24 protein-coding genes are annotated in these 23,804 nt (G+C 68.2%); 20 read left to right on the top strand and 4 right to left on the bottom strand.

Annotation, left to right across the window (positions count from 1 at the left end; genetic code table 11):
• Positions 1–36 precede the first annotated feature (36 nt).
• From MFF56_RS14760 to MFF56_RS14750, 3 genes are all read right to left on the bottom strand, one after another.
• Positions 37–1,062 carry a DNA cytosine methyltransferase gene (locus MFF56_RS14760; protein WP_238230267.1) on the bottom strand — a complete coding sequence of 342 codons (1,026 nt, stop codon included), beginning with the start codon at positions 1,060–1,062 and terminating at the stop codon, positions 37–39.
• A gap of 509 nt (positions 1,063–1,571) precedes the next feature.
• A complete protein-coding gene (locus MFF56_RS14755; protein ID WP_238230266.1) occupies positions 1,572–2,378 on the bottom strand; it encodes a helix-turn-helix transcriptional regulator in 807 nt (268 codons plus the stop codon).
• Positions 2,375–3,760 carry a DNA cytosine methyltransferase gene (locus tag MFF56_RS14750; RefSeq protein ID WP_238230265.1) on the bottom strand — a complete coding sequence of 462 codons (1,386 nt, stop codon included), beginning with the start codon at positions 3,758–3,760 and terminating at the stop codon, positions 2,375–2,377. Before MFF56_RS14750 ends, MFF56_RS14755 begins: the two co-directional genes overlap by 4 nt.
• Positions 3,761–4,178: 418 nt before the next feature.
• Between MFF56_RS14750 and MFF56_RS14745 the strand changes: the two genes are divergently transcribed.
• From MFF56_RS14745 to MFF56_RS14715, 7 genes are all read left to right on the top strand, one after another.
• Positions 4,179–5,027 (top strand): thermonuclease family protein, encoded by an 849-nt coding sequence (locus MFF56_RS14745; RefSeq protein WP_238230264.1) that lies wholly within the window; start codon positions 4,179–4,181, stop codon positions 5,025–5,027.
• A gap of 322 nt (positions 5,028–5,349) precedes the next feature.
• Positions 5,350–6,441: a replication initiation protein gene (locus tag MFF56_RS14740; protein WP_238230263.1), complete on the top strand. Its 1,092-nt coding sequence runs from the start codon at positions 5,350–5,352 to the stop codon at positions 6,439–6,441.
• A gap of 6 nt (positions 6,442–6,447) precedes the next feature.
• Positions 6,448–7,839: a hypothetical protein gene (locus MFF56_RS14735; RefSeq protein ID WP_238230262.1), complete on the top strand. Its 1,392-nt coding sequence runs from the start codon at positions 6,448–6,450 to the stop codon at positions 7,837–7,839.
• A gap of 171 nt (positions 7,840–8,010) precedes the next feature.
• Complete coding sequence (locus MFF56_RS14730; protein ID WP_238230261.1) at positions 8,011–8,418, top strand: RDD family protein; 408 nt, start codon at positions 8,011–8,013, stop codon at positions 8,416–8,418.
• Positions 8,415–8,825, top strand: coding sequence for a hypothetical protein (locus MFF56_RS14725; protein ID WP_238230260.1), 411 nt, complete (start codon positions 8,415–8,417; stop codon positions 8,823–8,825). Before MFF56_RS14730 ends, MFF56_RS14725 begins: the two co-directional genes overlap by 4 nt.
• Positions 8,826–8,896: 71 nt before the next feature.
• Positions 8,897–9,343 carry a hypothetical protein gene (locus MFF56_RS14720; protein ID WP_238230259.1) on the top strand — a complete coding sequence of 149 codons (447 nt, stop codon included), beginning with the start codon at positions 8,897–8,899 and terminating at the stop codon, positions 9,341–9,343.
• Positions 9,309–9,758 carry a hypothetical protein gene (locus tag MFF56_RS14715; RefSeq protein WP_238230258.1) on the top strand — a complete coding sequence of 150 codons (450 nt, stop codon included), beginning with the start codon at positions 9,309–9,311 and terminating at the stop codon, positions 9,756–9,758. Before MFF56_RS14720 ends, MFF56_RS14715 begins: the two co-directional genes overlap by 35 nt.
• On the opposite strand, the gene MFF56_RS14710 is transcribed toward MFF56_RS14715, so the two are convergent.
• On the bottom strand, positions 9,736–10,023 hold the full coding sequence (locus MFF56_RS14710) for an HU family DNA-binding protein (RefSeq protein ID WP_238230257.1): 288 nt from the start codon (positions 10,021–10,023) through the stop codon (positions 9,736–9,738). The genes MFF56_RS14715 and MFF56_RS14710 overlap by 23 nt on opposite strands.
• Positions 10,024–10,152: 129 nt before the next feature.
• On the opposite strand from MFF56_RS14710, the gene MFF56_RS14705 reads away from it, so the two are divergent.
• The 13 genes from MFF56_RS14705 to MFF56_RS14645 all read left to right on the top strand — a co-directional run bounded on the left by MFF56_RS14705 (position 10,153) and on the right by MFF56_RS14645 (position 23,777).
• On the top strand, positions 10,153–10,938 hold the full coding sequence (locus MFF56_RS14705; protein ID WP_238230256.1) for a hypothetical protein: 786 nt from the start codon (positions 10,153–10,155) through the stop codon (positions 10,936–10,938).
• Between the two features lie 82 nt (positions 10,939–11,020).
• Entirely contained in the window at positions 11,021–11,209 is a 189-nt protein-coding gene (locus MFF56_RS14700; protein ID WP_238230255.1) for a hypothetical protein, read from the top strand.
• Between the two features lie 223 nt (positions 11,210–11,432).
• On the top strand, positions 11,433–11,915 hold the full coding sequence (locus MFF56_RS14695; protein WP_238230254.1) for a helix-turn-helix domain-containing protein: 483 nt from the start codon (positions 11,433–11,435) through the stop codon (positions 11,913–11,915).
• The gene (locus MFF56_RS14690) at positions 11,912–12,649 is read left to right on the top strand and encodes a TcpQ domain-containing protein (protein ID WP_238230253.1); all 738 of its coding nucleotides are present in this window, start codon (positions 11,912–11,914) and stop codon (positions 12,647–12,649) included. Before MFF56_RS14695 ends, MFF56_RS14690 begins: the two co-directional genes overlap by 4 nt.
• A 23-nt stretch (positions 12,650–12,672) precedes the next feature.
• Complete coding sequence (locus MFF56_RS14685) at positions 12,673–14,496, top strand: secretin GspD/PilQ domain-containing protein (protein ID WP_238230252.1); 1,824 nt, start codon at positions 12,673–12,675, stop codon at positions 14,494–14,496.
• Between the two features lie 7 nt (positions 14,497–14,503).
• Positions 14,504–15,895, top strand: a complete 1,392-nt coding sequence (gene pilO2, locus MFF56_RS14680) for a type 4b pilus protein PilO2 (RefSeq protein ID WP_238230251.1) — start codon at positions 14,504–14,506, stop codon at positions 15,893–15,895.
• A gap of 3 nt (positions 15,896–15,898) precedes the next feature.
• On the top strand, positions 15,899–16,810 hold the full coding sequence (pilP, locus tag MFF56_RS14675; protein WP_238230250.1) for a type IV pilus biogenesis protein PilP: 912 nt from the start codon (positions 15,899–15,901) through the stop codon (positions 16,808–16,810).
• A gap of 58 nt (positions 16,811–16,868) precedes the next feature.
• Positions 16,869–18,746, top strand: coding sequence for a GspE/PulE family protein (locus tag MFF56_RS14670; RefSeq protein ID WP_238230249.1), 1,878 nt, complete (start codon positions 16,869–16,871; stop codon positions 18,744–18,746).
• Positions 18,743–19,816: a type II secretion system F family protein gene (locus tag MFF56_RS14665; RefSeq protein WP_238230248.1), complete on the top strand. Its 1,074-nt coding sequence runs from the start codon at positions 18,743–18,745 to the stop codon at positions 19,814–19,816. Before MFF56_RS14670 ends, MFF56_RS14665 begins: the two co-directional genes overlap by 4 nt.
• On the top strand, positions 19,816–20,871 hold the full coding sequence (locus MFF56_RS14660) for an ATPase, T2SS/T4P/T4SS family (RefSeq protein ID WP_238230247.1): 1,056 nt from the start codon (positions 19,816–19,818) through the stop codon (positions 20,869–20,871). Before MFF56_RS14665 ends, MFF56_RS14660 begins: the two co-directional genes overlap by 1 nt.
• 16 nt (positions 20,872–20,887) lie before the next feature.
• A complete protein-coding gene (locus MFF56_RS14655; RefSeq protein ID WP_238230246.1) occupies positions 20,888–21,427 on the top strand; it encodes a hypothetical protein in 540 nt (179 codons plus the stop codon).
• Between the two features lie 65 nt (positions 21,428–21,492).
• Positions 21,493–23,328 carry a shufflon system plasmid conjugative transfer pilus tip adhesin PilV gene (gene pilV, locus MFF56_RS14650; protein WP_238230245.1) on the top strand — a complete coding sequence of 612 codons (1,836 nt, stop codon included), beginning with the start codon at positions 21,493–21,495 and terminating at the stop codon, positions 23,326–23,328.
• Positions 23,329–23,396: 68 nt separating this feature from the next.
• Positions 23,397–23,777, top strand: coding sequence for a response regulator (locus MFF56_RS14645; RefSeq protein ID WP_238230244.1), 381 nt, complete (start codon positions 23,397–23,399; stop codon positions 23,775–23,777).
• The last annotated feature ends 27 nt before the right edge of the window (positions 23,778–23,804 follow it).

The raw sequence follows: 23,804 nt of genomic DNA, 5'->3' as shown, positions 1-23,804 counted from the left end.
ATCCGGTAAGGCGCGCCCCTCCGGGCGGCTGCACGGTCAGGCGGCCGCCCTCATGTCGTCCCAGCCTGCCGGAGGCTCGCGCAGGCCTTCCGCGATCATGATGGCGTTGCCGATCATTTGGGGGATGGCGACGACGACGCTGGCTCCGAGGGCTGCAAGCTGGTCCACGCTTCCGGGAACCCGAGCATCCAGGTCGCCAACACGATCAAGGACTTCGACCCAAGGGAGCGCCCAACGGCCTGAGACATCTCGGTCCGATTGCTCCCTGAGGAGCGCAGGCCTGAGCAGGACCTCGGCGTAGGCAGCAGTTCCCGGTCCCTGAGATGCACTTCCAGCGCGCCCTTCAAGGTCGGACTGCCGCGCCGATAGGTGCCCGTTCCCCGTTTGGCGTCGGCGGAGACGGGCGTAGGCAGCAGCTTCCCGGGCGAGGATCCACACCCTGTCGCGGAGGTGGGGCGCCCCAACGTCGGAAGCTCGTAGGCAGTGCCACTCAGCATCATACCCGAGCGCGGCCAAGTCTCGCAGAACGGTGCCGAGCCCAGCGGCGAGAGCAAGTCCGTCTGCGGCGGCAGCCAAGTCCCGTCGACAAGCCGGGCAATTTCGACGGGCCTTGGTTCCGCGCCAACCGCATTCGCAGCGTCTGAGCTTGCGACGCGGAGAGCGGAGCGCCGCGACGTTCTCGACGACGACCCACCGCGGCCGGATCTCACCGACGAGCCGGGCGTACTCGGACCAGAGGCCCGAGCGCTCGCCTTCGAGCCCCCTGCCCTTCCCGGCGAGCGAGATGTCCTGGCATGGGAACCCGCCGCAGATGACGTCGACGGAAGGCTCGTCTCCTTCGCGGAAGGATCGACCATCGAGGGTCCGAACATCGTCATGGATCGGTACGTCCGGCCAGTGGCGGCGGAGGATGCGTCTGCGGGACTCGAGAGCTTCGCAGAACGCGACGGTACGGAACGGGCCGGCCTGCTCGAGCCCGAGCGAGATGCCCCCGATGCCGCTGAAGAGGTCCAGGACGGACAGCGTGTTGCGACCGCACTGGGAGGACGTCGGCGTCACCATCGAGCCGACTTCGGGTCGTCCCGCCCGATGTCCGCGGCTGCGCACATCCCGCGAAGCTTGCCGTCGGGCACGCGCCGCAGCGTCCGCAAGCCCGCTTGGCGAGCATCGCCCTCGAAACGAGGGATCTGCCGCATGCGTACCTTCTCTTCGCGGCACCCGTGCCGCCCCGAATGCGAACCCACGGCCCCGGAGAGGGTCCCGCAACGCAGGCCTTCGTCGGCACGCGTCGCCTCTACGTTCGAGACGATCCCGATCGACGATCGTGACGACGACAGCGCGCCTCACAGTCAACCTCGCTGCATGTTTCATTCCTTCATGGATAGGATGGCCACGCGCGAACGTCCAGCCTCCAGCGAAGCAACGAAGCCGTCGGGGTCGAGGTGAGCGGGGAGATGGATAACGACCGTGGGCGGATGGAAATGCAGGACGGACGCCGACACGGCCCGCCAAGGCTCGGCCGAACAGGCAGGGTGCCCAGCAGGCGGAGGAGGGCCTGAGCCGGCTACCGCTCAGCGTATCAGGCCAGCCCGCATCGCGAGCGCGACGGCATGGGTCAGATTCCGCGCGTCCAGCTTGATCCTCGCGCGGTCGAGATGCTCCCGCACGGTGTGAGCCGACACCTCGAGCGCGGCCGCGATCGTTTCGGTCTTCATCCCGAAGGCGCATCGCTGCAGGATCTCGATCTCCCTTCGACTGAGATCGGTGCGCTCCGGCAGATTGGCTTCGCGGCGCAGCCGAGCGAAGAACGCGACGTAGACCTCGAAGCCCCGGTGAATGGATCCCAGATCGACCCCCTCCCCTGCCGGCGCGAGGCCGATCAGCCGTCGCGAGGGATCCGGGCCGTCGACGGGCAGCACCGCGACGCTCTCGACCACGACTTCGCCCAGCAGCGCCAGCACGCCCTCGACTTCGGGAGGGCGGATCTCGGCGGCGTGCAGTTCGATGGCCTTGCGGGTGCGCCACGTCCGGGCCAGCGCGCCGTCGTTCTCGCAGGGGCCGACCGTTCCGGACGCGGCGCCGTCTTCGGCGCGCCAGGAGGCGAGAACGTCGAAGAGGAAGCCACCCTCCCCGCTCCTACGCATGGCGGCAAGGGCCCATGCCGACGCTCCCGCAGTCGCAGCGAAGGAGTGGAAGGCGAGATGAGCCGCCGCCATGTCGGAGGTGCTGCGGAGGACGTGTGCAAGGCCGGCGACGTCCAACGCGTGATCTCCTGCCAGGGTCCGGACGGCCGGCGAAGCGAAGGTCATGCCGCCGCGGGTGGCCGGCGGGACAACGGCCCGGGAGCCGATCGGTTCAAGGGCCGTTCCTTCGATCATGCGGCGAGGCGCGCCTCGCCATGGCCGAGCGCCTGCGCCACGCACCCCGCGATGGCCTGCGCGAGCATCGGGGGAACCGCGTTGCCGATCTGCCGGAACGCGTTGTTCATCGTCCCTTCGAACCGGAAGTCGTCCGGGAACGACTGGAGCCTGGCCGCCTCTCGGACGGAGATCACTCGGCTCTGCGTGCCGTCGTAGTGGATCTGCGAATAGCCGTCCTTTCCGAGATGGGCGAGGAGGGTCCGCGCAGGCCGATCGGCGACGAGTTTCCACCACCGGTTCGGGAACGTGTGCGTCGGGTGCGGGGGTACGATGCCGGCCCGGAGCGCGGACACCTCCAAGTCGCTCACGACCCGCCCGTCCGCAGTCCGGGCCGCGATCTCCTCCGCCAGGAGCCGTTCCGCGATCGCGTGGGCAGCTGGATACTCCGAGCCGGGCGGCATCAGCCCGCACAGAACGGCGTCGCGGCCGATCGCCCGCGTGACGTGCCCGGAGGTCGCGCCCTCCCCCGTGGCCGAGCGGAGGCGGGCCGCATAGTCCGAGGGGGTGACGTCCGTCCGATAGGCGGCGAGGTCGCCCGTGCTCCGCCGCCCCTTGATGGCGCCCGCAGCCTTCGATCCGGCGAGGCTCGGCAGATCGCCGATGGCTTCGACCGCCGTGATCGCTGGCATCAGCCCCACGACGGGATGTCTCGGCTGGACGAAGAAGCGCGACGTCGCGGCGCCGGCGCCCCGCATGGCGACGTGCCGGGAATGCAGATACCCCTTCGGCAGCTCGTGGGCTCGGGTCGGCTCGGGAAAGGCCGGCTCCAGACCCAGATCCCCCCGGTAGGCGAGCAGGAACGCGCGATCGCGCATCTGCGGAACGCCGTAGTGCACGGCGTTCAGGATCGTGTAGCGGGGAACGTAGCCCAGTCGGACGAGAGCCTCGGCCGTCTCCTCCATTACGTTCCGGCCGCCCACGCTGAGGCAGTCGAGTACGTTTTCCATCGCCACGGCCTGGGGCCGGATGGCTTCGACGAAGCGGAGCCAGTGCCGGAAGAGCAGCACCCGAGGGTCGTCGAGGTGGGCATCCTGACGGGAAGCGACGCTCCGGAGCTTCGCCCTGCCCACCCGGGCATAGGCTTGGCAGGGAGGGCCTCCGACCAGAACGGTGAACGGCGAGCCGGAGAGACAGGCCGCAGCCTCCGCCGGATCGAGGATCGTGGCATCGCGGAAGTGGATCGCGCCGGGAAAATTCGCGGCGTGGGTCGCTCGTGCGGAAGGATCGATCTCGACCGATCCCGCGATGCGGAAGCCCTCGGCCTGGAACCCCAGGGAGAAGCCGCCGCACCCGGAGAAGAGATCGAGCACCGCGGGGGCGGCACCGGACTGTGGTCCCATTCCTTGCATCGCCAAACACTGAAGCAATGAAATGCGAAGCGCAAGCGACCACGCTCGTCGTTGCTTCGTGGCGCGCACGCGCCGGTGCGGCGCCCTATCCTTTCCACCCGCCGGAAATGCGGACCAGCGCGCCGAGGCTTCCATCGGAAACGTCGGGTCGGACGCAACCAGGCCGGGGCCGGATCCGAGGCCACGAGGGAGGGGCGCACGATCCGTCAAAGGACGTCCGGCCCGTCGCGTCCGGGATCCGCGGCCCACGTCATGGAGAGCGAATGCTGCCGAGGTGCCCGAAGCATCGCACCTGTCTGGACTTCCGGACGGATCCCGGGGGGCCATGGGTGGACTTCAGGGAAGGAACCGCCGGACTTGCGCAGCGGATGTTTCGATCCGAGACTCCCGGAAACGAAGGAGCAACCACATGAGACGCGTGATGCTGGCCCTTGCGCTGGGTGCCTGCTCGGCCGGTGCCGCCCAGGGACAGACGGCGGTCTTCGCCCCGAATGGCATGCCGACCTACAGCCCCTACCGACCCGGCGGGTTGCCGACGGGCATCGTGCCTGGATCGACGCCCTATCAGGCCCTGCCCATCGGCGGAACCGCTCCCCCGGGCGTGGTGCTGCCGGGCCAAAGCTACCTGCGGACTTCTCCGTCCGATCCCTTCGGCCTCGGCAACGGGACGAACCGGGATTTCCAGGTGGCTACACCGCAGCCGACCATCGACCAGTCCCGCGGTCCGTCGGGTCAGCCCACGCAGGCCCCACCGATCGCACCGCCGGTTCCCGTCCAGGCGACGGTCCGTACGGGCGCGACGGTCGATCCGAGGGGGCTGGTGACCGAGGGGAATGCCATCGTCGTCGACGGCGACACCCTCACGATCGGCGGCCGGCACGTCACCCTGTTCGGCGCCGACGCTCCCGAGGTCGGTCAGGTCTGTACGGCCGGCGCCACCGGCTGGCGCTGCGGGGAAAAGGCCAGGGAACGACTGGCATCGCTGGCCGATGGGCGTTCCCTCCGGTGCGTCGGGGAGATCCAGGCCGGGGATGCCGTTTCCTCGGTCTGCACGACCGTCGACGGCGTGGACCTGGGCCTGACTCTGGTGACCGAGGGCTTGGCCGTCGTGCCGAAGGCCGTGACCACGCGCTATCTGGCGGCCCAATCCGAGGCGAGGGTGGCACGTCGGGGCGTTTGGATCGGTTCGTTCGAAGCGCCCTGGGATTACCGGAGGAAGATCGCCGGGAGGGGTTCCCTTCGGGTCGGGGACCGCTAAGCCAACCCCCTACGGATCGTGCACAGCCGATCCTCGGGCGTCGTTGCTTCGTCGTCGTGGATCGGCCCCACGGAATCCGGGATTCCCCTTCTATATATTTCGCATCGAAATCTTGTTCGGCAAGTCGTTGTATTTGCTAGGAAATCCCGTTCTCTAATTCGGACATCCCCTACGAATCCACCGACTATCCCCTACGGATCGTGCAAAACCGTCGTTGCTTCGATCGAGATGCCTCCCTACGGATCGAGCGACTATCCCCTACGCTTTTCCCTCTTGCCGTAGGGGATGGCGTAGGTGATAAGGGATGGAATTGGAGGTGATCATGCCATCCGTTCCTTCGATCCGGACGACCCGCGCCGGGCAGACCTACGACCGTACCTTCCCGAAGGCCATCGAGGCCGTGACCGCGAAGCCGAAGGGCGATCTCAACGTCGCCGATCACAAGCTGTTCGACTATCTGCTGTGGCTGGCCCACGATGCGCTGACCAGCCGCCCCGTGCATTCGGTCGCCGTCCGCGACGTGCTGCATTATCTCGGCAGCGGCGTGCGGCTCGCCGACCTGGAGGAGTCCCTCCGCAGGCTCGGCAACGTCAACGTCGAGATCGCGTACAAGAACGAGGGCGAGGAGCACACCGTCTTCGTGCATTTCCTGTCGGCGGATCTCTGCCGTGCCGAGAACGGCGAGTTGCGCTACGCCTTCGATCCGATCCTTCTGACCTTCCTCAACCAGCCGAGCGTGTACGCCGCCATCAACATGATGCACGTCCGCTCCTTCCGGCGGATCGGCGCGAAGCGGCTCTACGAGCACGCCCTGCTCTACGTGAAGCGCTTTCATCCGGTCTGGCAGGTCTCGCTCGACGATCTGCGCCGCGTCTGCGACGTCCCGGACGGGTATCCCCGCTTCGACAACTTCCGGAAGAAGGTGCTCGAGCCCGCGGTCGCGGAGGTCAATCTGATCGCGGGCTTCGTGCTCGAGTTCAAGGAGGTCACCGCCGGCGACAGCCGCAAGGTCACGCACATCCGCTTCGAGCCGCGCTTGAAGACGAAGGACGAACTGACCCAGATCAGGCAGGGAGCCGCGCTGACGGGCCCGCGCCGCACCCGCGATCGACGCACGCAGGACATCTTCGACGGCCAGAGCGACGATCAGCGCTCGGGACGCTTCGTGCTCTATGCCGAAACGAGGGATCTGGCCGCCCTCCTGCTGGGGAAATACGGGGTCGAGCGGGACGCGATCGATTTCGATCACTACCAGAACCTCTGGGAGGCCAGCCTGGGCGCGGGAGCGTCGGCCGTGCGCGATCCACACAACGAATTCCTGCTCTGGCTCGACGTGCACATGAAGGCGCAGCACAACCCCGCTCTCGGCCGCGTCGACGGAAGCGTCGTCGCCCGGTTCATCAAGAAGCGCTGAGGTCCCATGAGCAGGACCGCCCTGGACCAGACCGCCCGCCGACCGGCGAAGGGGGATGGCCGCTTCCGCACCATCGAGGACATCGAGACGGCGGGCGAGCGCGCCGTCGAGAACATCCTGCGCGCCGTCGGGGCCTACGACGTCGCGCAGTCCACGCTCGACCGCTGCGCGGCGCGCGCCGCCGCCTGCGGCTTCCCGGACCCCGACTTCGTGCTCGGACGGCACAAGGACTGGTATTCGGAACTCGAGGCGATCCGGACCGCGGGCGGAGGCGGGCCCTACCACTCCCGCATCGTCGAGGCGCGTCGCGATCCGGACGGCGCCTTCCTCCGGTGGTTCGAGGATCACGTGAGGCCGGACGACTACTACCTCGTCCGCATCGTTCCCGGGACCGCACGGCTCGAGGCCGCCGGGCTGTTCGGCGACGCGATGCACGCGAACCTCTTCCACGAGATCGTCTGGCCCCGCGAGATCGCTCTCGCGCGGGTCATGCGCCTCGGACGGCAGAAGCAGAAGGCGGCGCTCGCCCAGATCTTCCTGGCCCAGGCCCGCGAGCAGCCCGCGATGGCCTACGTCGGTCTCGCGCGCCTCCACCGCCAGCGCGACGGGATCGAGATCGACGAGATCGTGGAGAGCGGCGGCGGCCCGGACGTCGTGACCGCCTCGGCCTTCGAAGCGATGGAGGAGGGACCCTCCGGCATCGAGATCGATTTCGACAACCTGCTCCAGGTCGACCCGCTCTGGCTGCGCTGGATCCTCTCCGAGGAGGGCGACATCGCCGGCGAACTGAACCGGCTGCCCAAGGCCGATTTCAACGACCTCGTGCGTTCGGCGCGCGAGGAGGCCGCCATCGAGCAGAAGGAGGAACTCCGCCGCCGCTACGCCGCCCAGCTGCGCGATCCCGAGACGCGGCGGGGCCCCTGGCTGGACGTGTCCTTCGTCAGCCGGGCGAGGACGCTCGGCTACACGCCGAACCAGTACGTCGCCGCCGTGGACCGTCTCGTGGGGCACAGGATCGGACGGGACGGGGCGCTCGACGCCAGGGTCTCGACCGACGACCCGGGGAGCCTGCTCGTGTCCTGGCTCGAGGCCCATGCGTCCGACCGGCCCGAAGCGGAGGCTCTCGGCGGACGCGGCATGGCCTTCGCCCGGATCGACGTCGACGGGGTCAACCCCCGCTGGATGGAGGATCGGCTTCCCGATTCCTGGCGGCTGTTCGATCACGCGCGATGGAGCCGGATGACGCGCTGGCGGCAGTCGATCTCGGACAACAGGCGAGAGGTCCCGTCGGACTTGGCCGTCGACTACGCATTCTTCCTCCTGGACGACGTTCGGCGCCATCCGGTTCCCGACGACGCCGTCGAGTCCGACGAGGACGACCTGCCGTTCCTCGACTGACAGGCCAAGGCCTGGGCAGGCGACGTCCCGCCCGGGGCCTATGGGACGGTCCAGGCTCCTCCGCCGGCGAGCCCCGCAGGGCCCAGTACCCTCCGCTCGAAGGAACGTCGTTTCGTTGACGGGCTGAAGTGCTCCGGCTACGCTCGATCCGTTCCTTCACCGGAAGTGTTCATGTCCCGCTCCACGGATTTCGACGACAGGGTCGCCGCGGCCTTCGTCGATGCCCTCGCGATCTTCGGGATCGTGGGCGCGTCGAGCTTCGGCCTCGCCGTCCTCGATCCCCACCCGCGGCTCCTGCAGTGGGGCTGCGAAGCGGCGGCCTATGTCTTGTCCTGCCTCCTTCTCCCTCCGCTCTGCGAAGCCCGGTGGGGGGCGACGCCGGGGAAGCTTCTATGCGGGCTGAGGGTGGTGGACGCCGGCGGCCGTCCGCCGCGCTTCGGGAACGCGGTTCTGCGCAATCTGCTGAAGTACGGCATCGCTCCCATCCTGATCCTACAGGTCTCGGCCGGCCGCATCGGCGGGCACGACCGCATCGGCGGAACGCACGTCGTCCGCTCGCAAGCGAGGTTGGCGGCATGACGGATCGGGGCGGAACTCCGCACGGCGCCGACATCGGGCTCGAGGACGCGGCGCGACTCCTCATGGAGATGCCGGACGGGTCGCCGATCGCCGATCTTCTCGTCCACTGTCTTCTCGCCCTGCGCAGCCCCCGGGAGCGGATCCCGCTCGACGTGCTCCGGACGATGACGTGGCTTGCACCGATGCTGCCGGGCTACACCACCTCGCCCGTCCATGCGCGCAGTCTTGCGCATCTGCGGGGCGTCCGGGCCGACGTCCTTCGCACGCGGGACGGCTGGCAGACGGTGGCTTGGCGCCCCGACCGCCTGGGGCAGGTCGGGACCGTCCGCGTGAACGCCGCATCCGAAGCCTTGGCGCTGTGCGCCGGCACCATCGCCGCCTGTGCCTCGGGCGCGCGTGCAGGCTGAGGGCCGCGCCACCTCTTGTCTCTAGCGACGGTCGGCGCCACGCTCCGTCACGAAGGAACGAGGACGCCTCGATGGACGCCTACGCCGAACGCGCCGCCGCCGAAGACGAGATCCTCGTCGAGATCGCCGGCAGGACACTGCCCGTCGCCTTCCGCGCTTCGGCCGACAACCCGCTCTGGCTCGGCGGCGACGCGGGGGGCGACCGACTGTTCCATTGGTCCTGCCGCCTCGGCGGCGACGCCCCGATCGAGTTCCATCACACCCAGTCCTGGCCGGACTTCGACGCCGCCACCGCGGTGAGCTGCCTCATGGCCGACGCAGAGGACGTCCAGGCAGCAGGAAGCTTCTCCGCCTGGATCGAACGGTGCGGCCTCGACGCGCCCGAGGCTGGCGAGCTGCGCGGACGCCTCACGGGGGTCTACGAAGCCATCCTGACCTACCTCCCCTTCATCCAGGGCATCCTCACTCCGGTCCGGACGGAGGATGCCCTTTGCTTCGAGCCGTCGTTTGCGGCCTGATCGAAGGAGCGACGCCATGCACGTGCTCCCGGTCGTCCCCGCTTCGATCTCAACCGCCGACGGCGCCGCATGCGCCGTCCTCGATGCGAGTTCGCTCGTCCACGATCCTGGATTCGATGCCGATCGCTTGGCCGTTCTGGCACGCGACGGCTTCGCCGGACGCGCGGTCGCGCTCGTGCTCATGGACCATTTCGTCTCCCGGCTCGGGGACGACGGCGCGCTGAAGGTCGTCGAACGGTCATGCGTGGACGGATCGGCGCTCAAGGGTCGGATCCTCTCCGGGGATTTCGTGCGCCTCGTCGCCTCGTCCCGTCCGGACGTCTACGCCGACTTCTCCCGGACCTACATGGATGATCCGGCGATCGGAGGGTGGTGTTCCCGGTCGGCGGCCTTCAGCGGCCCTCAGGCTTGTTGAGCCGCTCCCGGAGAAGTCGGGACGGCCTGAACACGGCTGCGCGTCGGGCGGGTACGTCGAGATCCCTACCGTCGCGCGGATCCTTGCGGCGGCGCGCCGGCCGCTCGCTGGCCGAGAAGCGTCCGAAGCCCTGCAGCTTCACGTCTTCGCCCGTCGCCAGCCGTTCGGCGACGAGCGCGAGTGCGCCGCGCACGACGCGGCTCGTCTCCTGGGCGTCGAGGCCGAGGCGGTCGGCGAGAACGAGTTCGAGCTCGACCAGCGTCATCGTCTGCGCTCCGTTGAAGGAGCGAGGATCCAGCGGCGTTGGCGAAGCGTCAACCGTTTTCGAAGGAACGAGACGACTCCGACCCCGGCCGCCTTGCGCTTCGGCGGGGATCTGTTGCAGGCTTCCGCGATGAACGCCCACTTTCCCGTTCCTTCACGGAATCGGACCGACGACACGCCGCCTCCGGTCTACGCAGGCGAGGCCCTGCTCCTGAACTGGTCGCATTCCGCCAAACAGGGCATGACGGTGACGTTCTGCCTGAGCTCGGTCCACGATCTCGCATCTCATCCGTTCAAGGGCATGCGGCACGGGCCGTCCGGGCAGCGCCTGCGCTTCGCCGTCGCACAGCCTGCGGCGTCCACCGACGAGGGGGGCGCGGGGACGGGGGAGCGCCCGGTCCACGACGGCGAAGGCATGCTCCTGCGCTGGGCGGACGACTGCGACGTGGGCATGATGGTTCGCTTCCTGATCGACAAGGGACCGGACGGCACCAAGGGCTTGCATCCGTTCGACGGGCTGCATTCCGGCCGCAAGGACGGTGAGCGCCTCGTGCTCGCCGTCTGGGCTGTTTCCGACGACGAGCGCGTCCTCGACCCGCGTCACCTGTCCCGACGGCGGCCGTTCCATACCCTCGACGCGACGCAGCAGGCGCAGATCCTCTGCAGGGACGCCCGTTTCGCGTCCTGGGCGCGGAGCAACATCGCCCGGCTGCTCGACGAGCCGGGTCTCAGGTTCGGTCTCGACGCGATGTCAGGCTACGATTTCGCCTCGGAGGCCGTCCGTCGCTATTGCGGGGTCCGCAGCCGCGCCGAGCTCAAATCCGACACCGCGGCGGGTGAACGGGCCCGCGGCCGCCTGCGCCGGATGATGCGCGCCTACGACGAGTTCGTATGGGGACCGGCGGCCGTCCGCTGACGGCGCCCGGCCAGGCCTTTTTCGTCGCCCCTCGGTAGAATCCCGCCGCGGTGCCCGATGGCCGGGCCCGAGGACCCTGGGTATGGAAGCCGCGCGTTCCAGACGCGAACTGGGAGCCTGGAAGCACATCCCGCCCGAGCAGCGCTGGGCCGAGATGCGCCGCAGGATCGAGATCAGCTTGGCGGAGGTGTTCCGCCCGGATCGCGATCGCGCGGTCTTCGCTCCCGAGCGGCTTCCGGACATGCGGCCGACCGGCTCGGGCGGCGACTGATCTCTTCTCGGCGTCCGCAACGAAGGAACGGTGGCATCGCCAACAAATTGTTGACGCCCCTCCGGGTCCGCCACATAGTCGCCTTCGGTAGGGCTGCATTCATTCCTTCGACGCTTCGTGGAAGCGCATCTGTTCCTTGAGTGGAAGGATGCGTCCGCGGCTGGGCGTGCGCAGATCGAGGTTCACCCAGCACGTAGAGAGCGGAATGACGCCCTCGGAAAAGATGTCCCGGGACAAGTTCTTCGACTGGTGCGGCCGTCGCGGCCTCACCATGCCGGGCCAGATTTCCGTCGTCCTCGGGGTCTCCCCGCAGACGGTGAGGAACTGGCGGAAGGAGGACGGCGAGGTCAAGTACTGGGTCTCCCTCGCCTGCGACGGATACGACGCCTGCGTCGAGGCGAATCTCGGACCCGTTCCGCAGATCCCGCGCATGTCCGTGGAGAGCTTCAACAACTGGAAGCAGCGTTGTCAGCTCTCCACCGACGACGAGGTGGCGGACGTCTTCCGGCTGACCAAACAGGCGATCCACAACTGGATCAACAAAGGGCATTTCCCGGAATGGCTGATGCTCGCCTGCCTCGGCTTCGAGTGGCGCCTGCGGCGCCGCGAAGCCGAGGAGGCGGCTGCCGCCGCGACGGCGCCGGAAACCGCCGGGACGGCTGCGCCGACCGGACCCGTTCCTTCCATCGAGGCGGACCAGCCATGAGACTCTTCAGCCTTCTCGTCGCGTCCGCACTCGTCGCTGGCGCGGCGCCGCCCGCGCTTGCCCAGGCCATCGACGGCTTCGGCCGGGACGTCCCCTTCTCCCTCGCCGTCCGGCAGATCGCTCCGGCAGGCGCGAAGGTGTCCTACGGCAACGGCGTCGACGTGCGCGAGCGCGTCACCTGGGAGGGTGGCGCGGATTGGCGCCGCGTCCTCGACAGCGTGGCGACCAGCCGCGGCTACGTGGTCACCTATGCAGGACGCAGCATCCGCATCACCCGCCAGGGCGACCCGAACCCGCCCGTCGAACCGGGCCGAGCGGTGCAGCAGGTGGCGACGGCGGGTCAGGGCGGCATCGTGTTCGTGCCCTACCGCGGCGGTCCCGCCCCGGCGCCGGCCGCCGCGCCAAGCGGCGAGGGGTGGAAGCCCTATGGAGGGCCTGGAGCGGGCGCCCCTCCTGCTCCCCCGCCTCCGCCGGCGGCGTGGCGCGCGGACAAGGACGCGAGCCTGCGAGGATTGCTTGAGGCGTGGGCCGCCCGCTCGGGCTGGAGCATCGTCTGGAAGTCCCAGTACGAGTACCGCCTCCAGGCCGGCGCGCAGTTCTCGGGCGACTTCGTGCAGGCGGCGGGCGAGCTCGTCCGCTCCGTCGGCGACGTCCAGCCGCGTATCAACGTCACCTTCTTCAAGGGCAACCGGGTCCTCGTCGTGTCGAACGACGGATCCGCCGTGGCCGAATAGCACCCGATCCGGAGCCCTTGACCATGTCGCGCACCCGTTCGTTTCTAGCCTTGTTCCTTGCAGCCGGCACCGCTCTTGGCGGTTGCGATGCGACCCGCAAGGCTGATCACGACATCATCTTGAACTCGACCCGTGCGGACGAACTGCGCCGGCAATCGGAGCGGCCTATGCCCGCTGCCGACAGTTCGCCCGTCCGAGTGAAGGATGCCGCCTTCGTCGGCGCCAAGGTTTCCGCTCTCGACTACGGTGATCCGCTGCCTACTCGCTTGGAGACGCCGAGCGGCATCACCCTCAAGCGTGCGGCTCCCATGCGCTTGACCCAGATCGCCGCAGCTCTGACCGAGGCGACCCGGATTCCGTTCGTCGTGGCGCCGGAGGAGGTGACAGGCTCCAGCGCAGCCGCGGCAGGCGCTGTTCACCAAGCTGTCGCGCAGGGTGCCTCCGGTGGTCCCGGGGGCGGACCCGTCCCCGGCATGACGATCGGTGCCGCCTACAATTCTTCGGACCTAGCGCCCGCGCTTGCCGCTCTCGCAGGCCCCGGTAGCCCAGGGGCGCCACTTGGCGCAGCTGGGCCACTGATCCGCTTCAGCGAAGCCAATCCGTCCGAAATGAAGGTCGACTATACTGGGCGACTTTCCGAGTTTCTCGATATCGTCGGGACGCACTTCAATCAATCTTGGCAGCACAAGAACGGCCGAATCATTTTCTCCAAACTCATTACCAGAACATTCGAACTCCCCGCCCTTCCGGGCGCCCAGGAACTTGAGTTCAACCTATCCAGCGGCAATGGGCAGACGTCCGGCGGCGGCGCGGGTGGCCAGCAGACCAAGGGCGTGCTCGATCAGAAGGCATCGATCAACTCCGCCGTCGATCTTTGGAAGGAGATAAAAGAAACGCTCGGGTCCATTGTTGGGCCGTACGGTCGCTTCGAAATTTCTCCCGCGACTGGTACGATTACTGTCACAGCCAGCCCCAACGTCGTGCAACGCGTCCAAGATTATGCGGACGTCATGAAAAAGCGGATGAGTGGTCAGATCGCACTCTCCATTCAGGTGCTGAACGTTGCGCTGGAGGACATCGACTCGTTCGACAACAACGTCGCTGCGCTGTTCACCGGCAGCACCAAGGGTGCCTTCGCGCTCGGACGCCGCTCGCCTGGCTTCAACGCATCGGATCCGCGCAGCAGCGCGATCGGCAACTTGAACGGTGCCACGCCTTCCTTGGGCTACGCCATTCTCGATCCTACGAGTCCATTCGCCAACAGTCAGGGCGCCATCTCGGCGCTCTCTGAGCGAGGCAACGTTTCGGTGGTGACCAGCGCATCGTTGACGACCGTCAACGGCTCGCCGGTTCCACTACAGGTCGTAAACAAGCGCAACTTCGTGAAGAACGTCACGAATACGCAAGGCACAGGCCTCTCTTCAGGGGTCGCTTCCACAACGATCCAGACCGACACGGTCTCCACGGGTTTCAACCTTCAGATGGTGCCGCGGATTCTCCACGACGGCAGCCTGCTGCTGCAATACGGCATGAACATCTCCGAGCTCGTCGGCCGTGACGATGGCTTCGACACCTTCACGGTCAACGGTTCCACCGTGCAGTTGCCGAACGTCAACCAGCGCAACTTCGTGCAGCAGTCCATCGTGCCGAACCGGTCCACCCTGGTACTGGCCGGCTTCGAGACCGCACGCAGCACCAGCGCCCAGTCGGGCGTCGGCGATCCCCGCAACTGGCTCCTGTCCGGCGGCAGGTCGGCCAGGAACCGCCGCGAGGTCGTCGTTATCCTGATCACTCCGACCCTGCTCGACGTCGGCAAGGCCACGTCGCAGGCGAACGCACTGCGCTGAGGCGGCCATGGCCAAGAGCGCGATCCGCAGATCCAACCCGAAGGATTCAGGCTTCGGCATCGAGGTGGAGGTCCCGACGGCGGCCGCCCCGGCCGACGTCGGGACCGTCACGGCCGCCGGCCGCGAGTGGGCCGTCGGCCTGCTCTGGCAGGCGGTCGAGAACCCCGCCAAGGCCGTGGCCGAAGCCAAGGCCATGGCGCAGAACAGCGTCGAGGGCGACTTCTACCTCGTCCGGTCCGAGGGCACGCACCAGTACGCGGTCGGCTGGAGGTCGGCGGGCCACAAGGCCGGCATGCCGTCCCTGGCGGCCGCGGTCGGCGAGGATCGCGACAACCTCATCGGCGTCTTCCCCGTCAAGGGTGGCTTCTACTTCGTGGCCATCCGCGACGGCGCCGTCCTGGCGACGTGCGACCGCTTCCTCGCGGACAAGCGGGACGCGATGGAGGCCTTCAACAACATCTACGGCAACGCCGGAGGGTGGAGCGAGGCCTTCGCGCCGGACGAATTCCGCTTCCACGAGACCCGCGAGATCGCGCTCGACGCCCTGATCGGGAAGAAGACCGGGCCGAAGCTCGTCGACGTCAGACGCGCCGGCGCGACGATCAAGCTCATCGGCATCCTGCTGATCGGTGCGGCCATCATCGGCAGCGGCTTCGTCTACTGGAGCCACGTGAAGGAGCAGGAGTACCAAGCCGAGCTCGAGCGTCTCCGCAAGCAGGCGGCCAACGTCAAGCTGCCCGGCAAGCAGGCCGAACCTCCGCCCCCGCCCCCCTGGGCCGGCCAGATCGTCGCCTCCAACTTCGTCCGATCCTGCCTGGACGAGATCGGCCGCTATCCCTTCGCGGTCGCGGGCTGGAAGCCGACGACGGTGACGTGCCAGCCGGGCGGACTCGTGGTCAGGGTCGAGGCCCTGATGGACCGCGAGGGGACGATCGCCTCCGCCAACTGGATCGGAGCGAGCCTGAAGAAGGGCGATTTCCAGCCCCAGATCACGCGGCCCTCGGCGGACAAGGCCGCCGCGACCTGGAGCGGAAGCGCCCAGAGCACGATGCTTCCCGACCTCAAGACCGAGAAGGTCGCTCGGGTGCAGAGCTACCTCGCGTCGCAGTTCGAGGAAACCTTCACGCGCCTCGACATCGCCGCGGGCCAGCAGACCGAGCACTACATCACGACCAAGTACACGTTCCGCACTCAGCTCGATCCGCGGGAATTTCTGTCCATCCTCGAAAAGGTCGCGGGGATGACGATGCAGAAGATCACGTTCGACTACGCGCAGAACAACCTTGCCGGAATCTGGATCGTGGAAGGCGCCTTCCACGAGGCGAAGCCGATCCCCGAAGGCGGCGTCAAGGCCAAGCCCGGCGTCCGCCCCGCCCCGAACATGCAGAGTAGGTCCTAGGCCATGCGCACGCCCGCCGTTCTCGCCGCCGCCCTCCTGTCGACGGCGGTCCATGCCCAGCAGGTGCAGCTGCCGCCCGCGGGGGTGCTGCCGGTCGCCGCGACCGGCGTCCCCTCGCCCGAGAGCCCCGCGGGCTTCCCGCAGCCCGCGGCAGTCCGGCAGGACGTCCTCCCCGTCCAGCCGGGCATCGTTCCGGCGGCCGTACCGGGCCCCGGCGCGGTGCCGCCGAATCCGGTCGGCCAAGTACAGCCCGGCTTCGGTTCTCCCCAGGGCGACGCCCAGGCTCTCCCCGCGTCCAGCCCGGCTCAGCAGCGCCTCGAGACGCTGAGGACCAAGGTCGAGGAGAAACTCGCGGCGCTCGACAACGCGGCCCCGATCCTCTCGGGCTCCCAGCTCCAGCAGATGCAGCAGCGCCAGATGCGCATCCGCGAGACGCTGATGATGGGGCAGGAAGCGAAGGCCCTCGCCGAGGTCCTGAAGGTCCTCGACGACATCTCGGGAGACGGCTCGAAGAGCGGCGGCGCCTCCGACGAGGATCAGAAGCGCAAGGTCGACGAGGCCGTGCAGCAGGCGCTCGCCGCTCGGAAGCTGGAGGAGGAGAACGCCCCCAAGCCCCTGGTGGCCTCCATCCACGGCAGCGGCGGGTCGCTCCGCGCGGTGGTTCTCGTGCCCTACGTGGGTCAGTTCACCGTGCGGGCCGGGACCCAGCTGCCGGAAGGCATGCGCGTGGCGTCCGTCACCGACAACGGCGTCGAGGTGGTGAAGAACGGCAAGCGCTTCCCGCTCGCCTTCGGGACCGTCGTGCCGGGCATGCGGCCCCAGCCCGGGGCCGGCCCGCAGAGCCTCCCCGCCCGGACGGTCCAGATGCCGATCGGCGCGTCCCCGCTCCCGATGGGCGGCTTCGGCTCGCGCTGAGGCCGCAGCCCAGCCCGCACCGCACCGAGGGGGCCCCATGGCGTTCGTCGAAAGCATCATGAGCAAGCTGAGGCTCCGCGCCGGGAAGCCGAAGCAGGCGAAGGCGCGCGGCCCCAAACCCTCGGCCGCGCGGCCGCGGCAGACGTCGCTTCCGAAGCAGGAGCGCGCCGACCGGCCCAACCGCGCGGAGCCGCGCGGCGCGGGCACGTTGCCGGCGGTGCCGGCTCGGGACATCGAGACCTTCGGGAACGGCGTCGGCAGGTCCGCGGACCCGGAGCGCTTCATCGAGCCCGGCCGCAAGGTGACGATCCCCGCGGCGACGGCGGCCGACCAGAGGGTCGTCACCCAGATCCTCTCCTACGTGGGCGACGTCCTCACCGCGCCTGGCGGCGCGATCACGACGACGGAGGAGCAGCGCCAGCACTGCGTCGTCCTGGAGAACGGCTATCTGCTCGTCCCGAGGACCGACCCGATCAACCAGCACGTCATGGCCGTGCGGGCCCTGATCGCGCGACTCGGAGTCCGCATCGAGCACCAGTGGCTCGTCGATCTCGACGTCATCCGCAAGGTCTACGACGCCCATACCCGCCGCAGCCGCGACCAGATCGTAGGCGGCGCCGACCAGATGAAGATGCAGCGGGCCTTCGTCGATCTCGTCCGGAAGGCGGCCGAGCTCAAGGCCTCCGACGTGGACATGATCATCGGGCGGGATTCCGCGACGGTGCGGCTCCGGGTCCAGGGCGTCATCACCGAGATCGCCCAGCTGACGCCGAACTACGCCCATCAGATGGCCTCCGCGGCCTTCGCGATGGCGGGCGTCAGCGACGTGAACTACCGGCTGACCGACTTCCAGGGCGCACAGGTCTCGGATCCGAAGCACGGAATCTCGCTGCCGCCCGACATCCAATCGCTCCGCCTGCAGTTCAACCCGATCCCCGGCCTCGGGCGCCACATGGTCACCCGGCTCCTCTATGCCGAGCGGGAAGGATCCGACCGCGACGTCGACGAGCTCGGCTACGAGGATTTCCAGATCCGCGACATCCGCCTGCTGCGGCAGCTCTCGACGGGCATCGTCGTCATCTCGGGGCCGACCGGATCGGGCAAGTCCACGACGCTGCAGCGCGCTTTGCGGACGCTCTACCGGGAGAAGAAGGGCGAGATAAAGATCATCACGATCGAGGATCCGCCCGAGTACGTCATCGAGGGCGCCATCCAGCTCGCGGTGATGAACGCCGACACGGACGAGGAACGCACGGAGGCCTTCCGCAAGGCGATCGCGGCCGCGCTCCGTTCGGACCCCGACGTCATCATGATCGGCGAGGTGCGCGACGCGGCATCCGCCAAGCTCGCCTGCGAGGCGAGCATGACCGGTCACCAAGTGTGGTGCTCGCTGCACACGAACGACGCCGCCTCGATCCTCGACCGCCTGCGCGACAAGGGTCTGGAGGACTACCGGGTCGCAGATCCGTCCTTGTTCACCGGTCTGATCGCCCAGCGCCTCGTGCGCGAGCTCTGCCCGAGCTGCAAGACGCCCCTCTCGCGGTCCTGGGACGTGATCCACCCCGACATCCGGGACAACCTCAAGATCATCTGCGAGGCCGCCGACGGGTTGCAGGACGTGCACGTCGCCAACCCGGCAGGCTGCGAGCATTGCCGGAAGAAGTCGCCGGGATACCGCGGCCGGACCGTGGTCGCCGAGACGCTGCGTCCCGACGAGCAGTTCATGCTCCACATCCGCGCCCAGCAGAAGCTGGAGGCCATCCGCTACTGGAAGCAGGATCTCAAGGGCGTGGGCATGCTGGAGCACGCGATCATCAAGATGCTGCGCGGCCAAGTCGACCCCCGGGAGATCTCGCGCGTCGGCCCCCTGTTCCACTTCGATTCCAAGCGGATCGAGACGCTCGCACCCCACATCGCCATCCGGAGCAAGCCATGAGCATCATGGACGATCTCAACGAGCGCTTCGTCCGGCTGCAGTTCGGCTCTGGCCAGCGCACGCGCATCTACGAGAAGCTGATCGACCTGCTGCACAACAACATCAAGCTGACCGAGGCTCTCGACATCTGCTGGGTCCACGCCTCCTACGACGGCAACAAGCCGAAGCGGGTCGCGGCGATCGCCCTCGACACGTGGCGTACCCGGGTGCGGGACGGCGTGAAGCTCGGCGACGCCATGGAGGGATGGATCCCCGACTCGGACCGCATGGTGATCAAGGCGGGCGAGGAGGCCGGCAAGGTCGAGGAGGCCCTCCGGAACGCCCTGAGGATCCAGGAGGGAATGTCCAAGATCCGCGGAGCCATCTGGGGCGGCGTGGCCTATCCGATGCTGCTGATGGCGGCCGTCGTGGGCTTCCTCGTGATCTTCGGCGTGATGGTCGTTCCGGCCTTCAACGAGGTGTACCCGCGCGAGAAGTGGACGGGCGCGGGCGGCTCGCTGGCCTTCCTTTCCGATTTCGTCGACATCTGGCTGATGCCGATCGTCATCGCGTTCTTCGCGTGCGTCGCGGTCAGCATGTGGTCGATGCCGCGCTGGACCGGGCGCATCCGCGTCTACGCCGACAAGGTGCCGCCCTTCTCCCTCTACCGGATGTCGGTGGGCGTCGGCTTCATGCTGACCGTGTCGGCCATGACGAAGGCCAACGTGACCTTCACCGACACGCTCCGCGCCCTGCTGCGCGACGCGAACCCATGGTACCGGGAGCGGCTCGGCCGGGCCCTGCAGCTGATGACCAACGGCCGCAACCTCGGCGAGGCGCTCTATCTCGCGGGCCACGCCTTCCCCGACGAGGAGGCGGTGCTGGATCTGCGCGCCTTCGCCGGTCTCGCCGGGTTCGAGGTCCGCATGCAGAAGATGGGCGTGAAGTGGATCGAGCTGAGCGTGCAGCGCGTCCAGGGTCAGATGAAGATCTTCGCCTACGTCGCGCTCGTCCTGATGACGTTCGTGATCGGCTGGCTCGGAGCGGGTCTCCAGAGCGTGCTTGCCCAGATCCAGAGCGGGGTGCAGTGATGTCCGAAGGAACCGTGGCCTCCCTGCCCCGATCGCCGCAGGAGATCTTCGCGGCGGCGGGCCATGCCGACAAGGACGGCTTCCGCCTCCGCGATCTCGAGTTCACCGACCTCTTCGTCGCGGAGGACGGCACCGCCTTCCTCAAGAACGTCACGGGGGCGAAGGGCGTGCTCGCGCAGATCCCGCGCGGCGTCGTGTCGGACCTCAACGACGTGATGCCGATCGTCTTCGCACGCGGGCAGAAGCAGAAGCACTTCGCCCTCGAGCACGACGGGGTCCGCTACCGCTGCGCGCGCATGAAGCATCAGGACAACGTCACCTACGTCCTGCGCCGCGTTCCTTCGCCGGTGCCGGGCTTCGGCACGCTGGGCCTGCCGAAGGTCGTCGTCCACACCTTCGCGGGCTTCGCCAACTCCCGGAAGAAGGAGGGCCTGATCCTTCTCGCGGGCGCGACCGGCCAGGGCAAGACCACGACCGCGAGCTCGCTGCTGCAGGCCTTCGTCACCTTCTCCGGCGGCGTGGGCGTGACGGTCGAGGACCCGCCCGAGCTCGGCCTCGAGGGGCGCATGGGGCCGAACGGCCGCTGCTACCAGATCACGGTCGAGGACGGCGTCTTCGGTCCCTACATCAAGGACGCCCTCCGGTGGTCTCCCAACTTCATCCTGATCGGCGAGGTGCGCGATTCCCAGGCCGCATACGAGGCGATCCGCCTCGCGGTCTCGGGCCACCTCGTGATCACCACGATCCACGCCAACTCGCCGATCGGCGCCATCCAGTCGCTGATCAAGTACGCCTCGGTCCTGGAGAACAAGGATCTGGTGCAGTCCATTCTTTCTGATAGCCTGTCCGCGGTGGTGCATCAGAAGCTGGAGCGCCATCCCGAGCACGGCATGCTCCTGCGCGGCGAGTTCCTTTTCGTCGGCGACGATCCCGCCATCCGGACGAAGATCCGCGAAGGCAGCATCTCGGCGCTGAAGCAGGAACTCGAGGCCCAGAAGATCCTGATCGAGCAGGGACGCTCGCCGCTCCTTTCGTCCGACGAGAGGCGGCGCTGAGGACGAAGGAACGAGCGTGTACATCCTCTATGTCCTCCTGTTCGTGACCGGAATGATCGCCGTGACGGACTGGCGCGGGGACGCGCGGGCCGCGGTCGACACGGCGCGAGCGGAGGCGGTCGCCACGCAGCTGGCGAGCTACCACCAGCAGGTCCTCGCCTTCTGCCAGGAGGTCGTCTGCCCGTCGGGCCCCGTCCTTCCGGCCGCGGCCCTGCCGTTGCACATGCGCGACGCCACCGTCTACGGACAGACGATCCTCAGCGTCCACGACGGCGCGGACCTGTTCGTGACCTACTACCGCGGCATCGGGACCCCGATCGAGAAGGGGCGCATCGCCGAGGCCCTGGTGACCCGCCTTCACGGCGCGGCCAACGCCGGCCGCTACAACGAGCAGCTCGGGATGGTGCTGCGGAGCGTCTTTCGCGAAGATCGCGTAAGTGCTCTCCGACAGCTGAACCTCGCCGTCCCGCCGGTCGTGGGCGGCGCAGTCCTGGAGGACGGCGATCCGATGGTGGCGACGCGCCTATCCAAGACCGGTTCGTCGACGCCCCCATGAGGCGCGTCGCAGACCTCCCACCCGAGCCGCTTCCGAACCCGCGCACGTCCGGAGAGACCGTTCCGATGTCCATCCGCTCCATACAGAAGGAACCGCTCCGTCTCCTGCATCGGCTTCGCCGGCGCAAGCGCGGTCTGACCTTGATCGAGGTCGCGGGAGCGCTCGGCATCGTGGCCGTCGCCGGCGTCGGCTTCGCCCAGATGGCCGCCGACAGTCAGCTCGCCACGAAGGACAAGGCGACCGCCGTGCGATTGAAGGAGGTCACGGACGCCGCGACCGCCTACGTGCGCTCGAACTACCCGCAGATCGTCGCCGTGGCTCCGCTGAACGCGCCGATCCAGATCGGCATCGTCGCGGGCGAAGGGGCGGCGGGCGGGCTGCAGGATCTCCAGTCGGCGGGATTCCTCGGGAGCAGCTTCCAGAACCGCAACGCCTACAACCAGCAGCACGCGGTCCAGGTGATCAAGCGCGCGCCGGCCGCCGTCGGTGGCCCGGAGCGTCTGGAGATCCTCGTCAACACCTACGGGGGCAACGCCATCTCGGACAGCTCCCTGCCGCGCGTGGCCACCCTCGTGGGCGCGGAGGGCGGCTACATCCCGCAGGCCGCCTCCGCCTACACCGCGGCCGGCACCGTGCAGGGCAACATCATCGGCGCCTACGGCGGCTGGCGCGCGCCCACCGGCGACTACGCGGGTGCGGGCGCCACCGCTCCCACGACCGGGCACGTGGCCGCCACGCTCGGCTTCGACGGCACCTCGATCCTGGCCGACTTCCTCTACCGCTTCGCCGTGCCGGGCATGCCGGAGGCCAACAGGATGCACACCAGCATCGACATGCTCGCCAACGACATCAACAACCTGAAGCGCATCACGGGCTCGGGGGGCGGCAACTCGATCGACCTCAGCACGGCGAACCGGATCGACATCCAGGACGATCTCTCAGTCAACCGCGACACGACCACGGGCCGCGATCTCTCCGTCGGGAGAGGCGCGACGATCGCCGGCGCCGGGCTGGCGGGGCAGCCGAGCCTGACCCTGCTGCAGGGCGACCTGAAGGTCGGCCAGGGCAGCCTCGACGTGGCCCAGGACGCGACGGTCGGGCGCGACGCGACGATCGGTCGGGACGCGGTGGTGGAAGGGCAGGTCTATACCGACGTCTTCGCCTCGAAGAAGGGCGTGAACTACGCGGTCTCACCTTTGACGACGACCACCGTCTCCACGCTCAATCCCGACTTCCTCAACGCCGACACGATGGTCTACGGCAGCGCCGTCGGGAAAGGCATCTCGACGCCGAGTCCAAGCTCGGCCCAGGTTCTGAACGCCGCCAAGGGCATGCCTTTCGAGGCGGCACAGAAGTACATCCGGGACATCTCCGCTCAGTACGATGCCGAGGTGAAGTCGCGAGCAGGCACCGCGACGTCGGCCGTTCGCCTTGGCGACCTTCTACCTAGCTACGTCGCTCGCGGCATGTACGTGATCCAAGACACAGGTGAGGTGATGGCCTATCAGGGCTCTCAGTTCGGGGTAATCAACACCTCATCCGTAGTGCCCAAGCCTACCAACAGTTGCGGCATCGGCGAGCCGCAGATCTATCTTTCGAAAATGGAAGATTCATATAGCTACAGCAAGAACTTGGGGGAACTCATCAGCGTTTCGACGACGCCCGGTGAGGTCTATTGCCCCCCGCACGAGAGCGTGGGAGGGCCCTGCTCACAGCAGGGTGGTTCCACCAGCGTCTCGGCTGGAACGCTGAACATCGACCTGTGGTCGACGGCAAACGTCCGCGACGATGGTACCGTATGGAGCGTCACCTTCAACTCCTCGCCCCCAGGGCGGAACCAAGGGGTGGTCGTGCCCCGCAAGTTTTTGGCACAGACGTTCTGTCACTATCGGTTCCCCTAGCCGATTCCCACGTCTCGGCCGAGCGGGGGTCCAGACGCGGACATCCCGGCGTTGGGAGGGTCGAAGCAATGCCGAAGGCGCTTCTCGTCGAGGACGACCCCGCCGTCAGGGAGATCGCGCGCGACATCTTGGAGGAAGCCGGCTTCGACGTGGTCGAGGCGGCCGACGGCGACCAGGGAATGGCCTGCCTCCTCGGGGGAGGTTCCTTCGACGTGCTCGTGACGGACTACGACATGCCGGGTCGTGTGGACGGGCTGGGGCTTCTCGCCGCAGCCGAGCGATTGCGGCCCGGCCTCGCGCGGGTGATGGTCACCGGCAGCCTCCCGGAAGGCACGGCCGGCGGCGTTCCGGTGCTGTGCAAGCCCTACAGAGCGGACGCCGTCGTCCGCACGGTGCTTGCGGCGATGGCGGAGCACCCCCCGAAAGAATGCCGCCTCGCGGCGCATTGACCTTTTCATGCTCCTCCGCTTCCCTGA

Origin of the sequence: Methylobacterium hispanicum, from assembly GCF_022179285.1 — a bacterium.
GTDB classification, from domain to species: Bacteria; Pseudomonadota; Alphaproteobacteria; order Rhizobiales; family Beijerinckiaceae; genus Methylobacterium; species Methylobacterium hispanicum.
The sequence above is the reverse complement of the archived record's forward strand: the minus strand, read 5'-3'. Positions and strand labels throughout refer to the sequence as shown.

Excerpts from the sequence above, each read along its gene's own strand:
- MFF56_RS14745 (WP_238230264.1), top strand. The coding sequence starts at position 4,179 with ATGAGACGCGTGATGCTGGCCCTTGCGCTGGGTGCCTGCTCGGCCGGT.
- MFF56_RS14760 (WP_238230267.1), bottom strand. The coding sequence starts at position 1,062 with ATGGTGACGCCGACGTCCTCCCAGTGCGGTCGCAACACGCTGTCCGTC.
- MFF56_RS14645 (WP_238230244.1), top strand. The coding sequence starts at position 23,397 with ATGCCGAAGGCGCTTCTCGTCGAGGACGACCCCGCCGTCAGGGAGATC.
- MFF56_RS14670 (WP_238230249.1), top strand. The coding sequence starts at position 16,869 with ATGAGCAAGCTGAGGCTCCGCGCCGGGAAGCCGAAGCAGGCGAAGGCG.
- MFF56_RS14695 (WP_238230254.1), top strand. The coding sequence starts at position 11,433 with ATGTCCCGGGACAAGTTCTTCGACTGGTGCGGCCGTCGCGGCCTCACC.
- MFF56_RS14720 (WP_238230259.1), top strand. The coding sequence starts at position 8,897 with ATGGACGCCTACGCCGAACGCGCCGCCGCCGAAGACGAGATCCTCGTC.
- MFF56_RS14750 (WP_238230265.1), bottom strand. The coding sequence starts at position 3,760 with ATGGGACCACAGTCCGGTGCCGCCCCCGCGGTGCTCGATCTCTTCTCC.
- MFF56_RS14660 (WP_238230247.1), top strand. The coding sequence starts at position 19,816 with ATGTCCGAAGGAACCGTGGCCTCCCTGCCCCGATCGCCGCAGGAGATC.
- pilO2 (WP_238230251.1), top strand. The coding sequence starts at position 14,504 with ATGGCCAAGAGCGCGATCCGCAGATCCAACCCGAAGGATTCAGGCTTC.
- MFF56_RS14685 (WP_238230252.1), top strand. The coding sequence starts at position 12,673 with ATGTCGCGCACCCGTTCGTTTCTAGCCTTGTTCCTTGCAGCCGGCACC.
- MFF56_RS14740 (WP_238230263.1), top strand. The coding sequence starts at position 5,350 with ATGCCATCCGTTCCTTCGATCCGGACGACCCGCGCCGGGCAGACCTAC.
- MFF56_RS14700 (WP_238230255.1), top strand. The coding sequence starts at position 11,021 with ATGGAAGCCGCGCGTTCCAGACGCGAACTGGGAGCCTGGAAGCACATC.
- MFF56_RS14735 (WP_238230262.1), top strand. The coding sequence starts at position 6,448 with ATGAGCAGGACCGCCCTGGACCAGACCGCCCGCCGACCGGCGAAGGGG.
- MFF56_RS14705 (WP_238230256.1), top strand. The coding sequence starts at position 10,153 with ATGAACGCCCACTTTCCCGTTCCTTCACGGAATCGGACCGACGACACG.
- MFF56_RS14710 (WP_238230257.1), bottom strand. The coding sequence starts at position 10,023 with ATGACGCTGGTCGAGCTCGAACTCGTTCTCGCCGACCGCCTCGGCCTC.
- MFF56_RS14665 (WP_238230248.1), top strand. The coding sequence starts at position 18,743 with ATGAGCATCATGGACGATCTCAACGAGCGCTTCGTCCGGCTGCAGTTC.
- MFF56_RS14755 (WP_238230266.1), bottom strand. The coding sequence starts at position 2,378 with ATGATCGAAGGAACGGCCCTTGAACCGATCGGCTCCCGGGCCGTTGTC.
- MFF56_RS14690 (WP_238230253.1), top strand. The coding sequence starts at position 11,912 with ATGAGACTCTTCAGCCTTCTCGTCGCGTCCGCACTCGTCGCTGGCGCG.
- pilP (WP_238230250.1), top strand. The coding sequence starts at position 15,899 with ATGCGCACGCCCGCCGTTCTCGCCGCCGCCCTCCTGTCGACGGCGGTC.
- MFF56_RS14730 (WP_238230261.1), top strand. The coding sequence starts at position 8,011 with ATGTCCCGCTCCACGGATTTCGACGACAGGGTCGCCGCGGCCTTCGTC.
- pilV (WP_238230245.1), top strand. The coding sequence starts at position 21,493 with ATGTCCATCCGCTCCATACAGAAGGAACCGCTCCGTCTCCTGCATCGG.
- MFF56_RS14725 (WP_238230260.1), top strand. The coding sequence starts at position 8,415 with ATGACGGATCGGGGCGGAACTCCGCACGGCGCCGACATCGGGCTCGAG.
- MFF56_RS14715 (WP_238230258.1), top strand. The coding sequence starts at position 9,309 with ATGCCCTTTGCTTCGAGCCGTCGTTTGCGGCCTGATCGAAGGAGCGAC.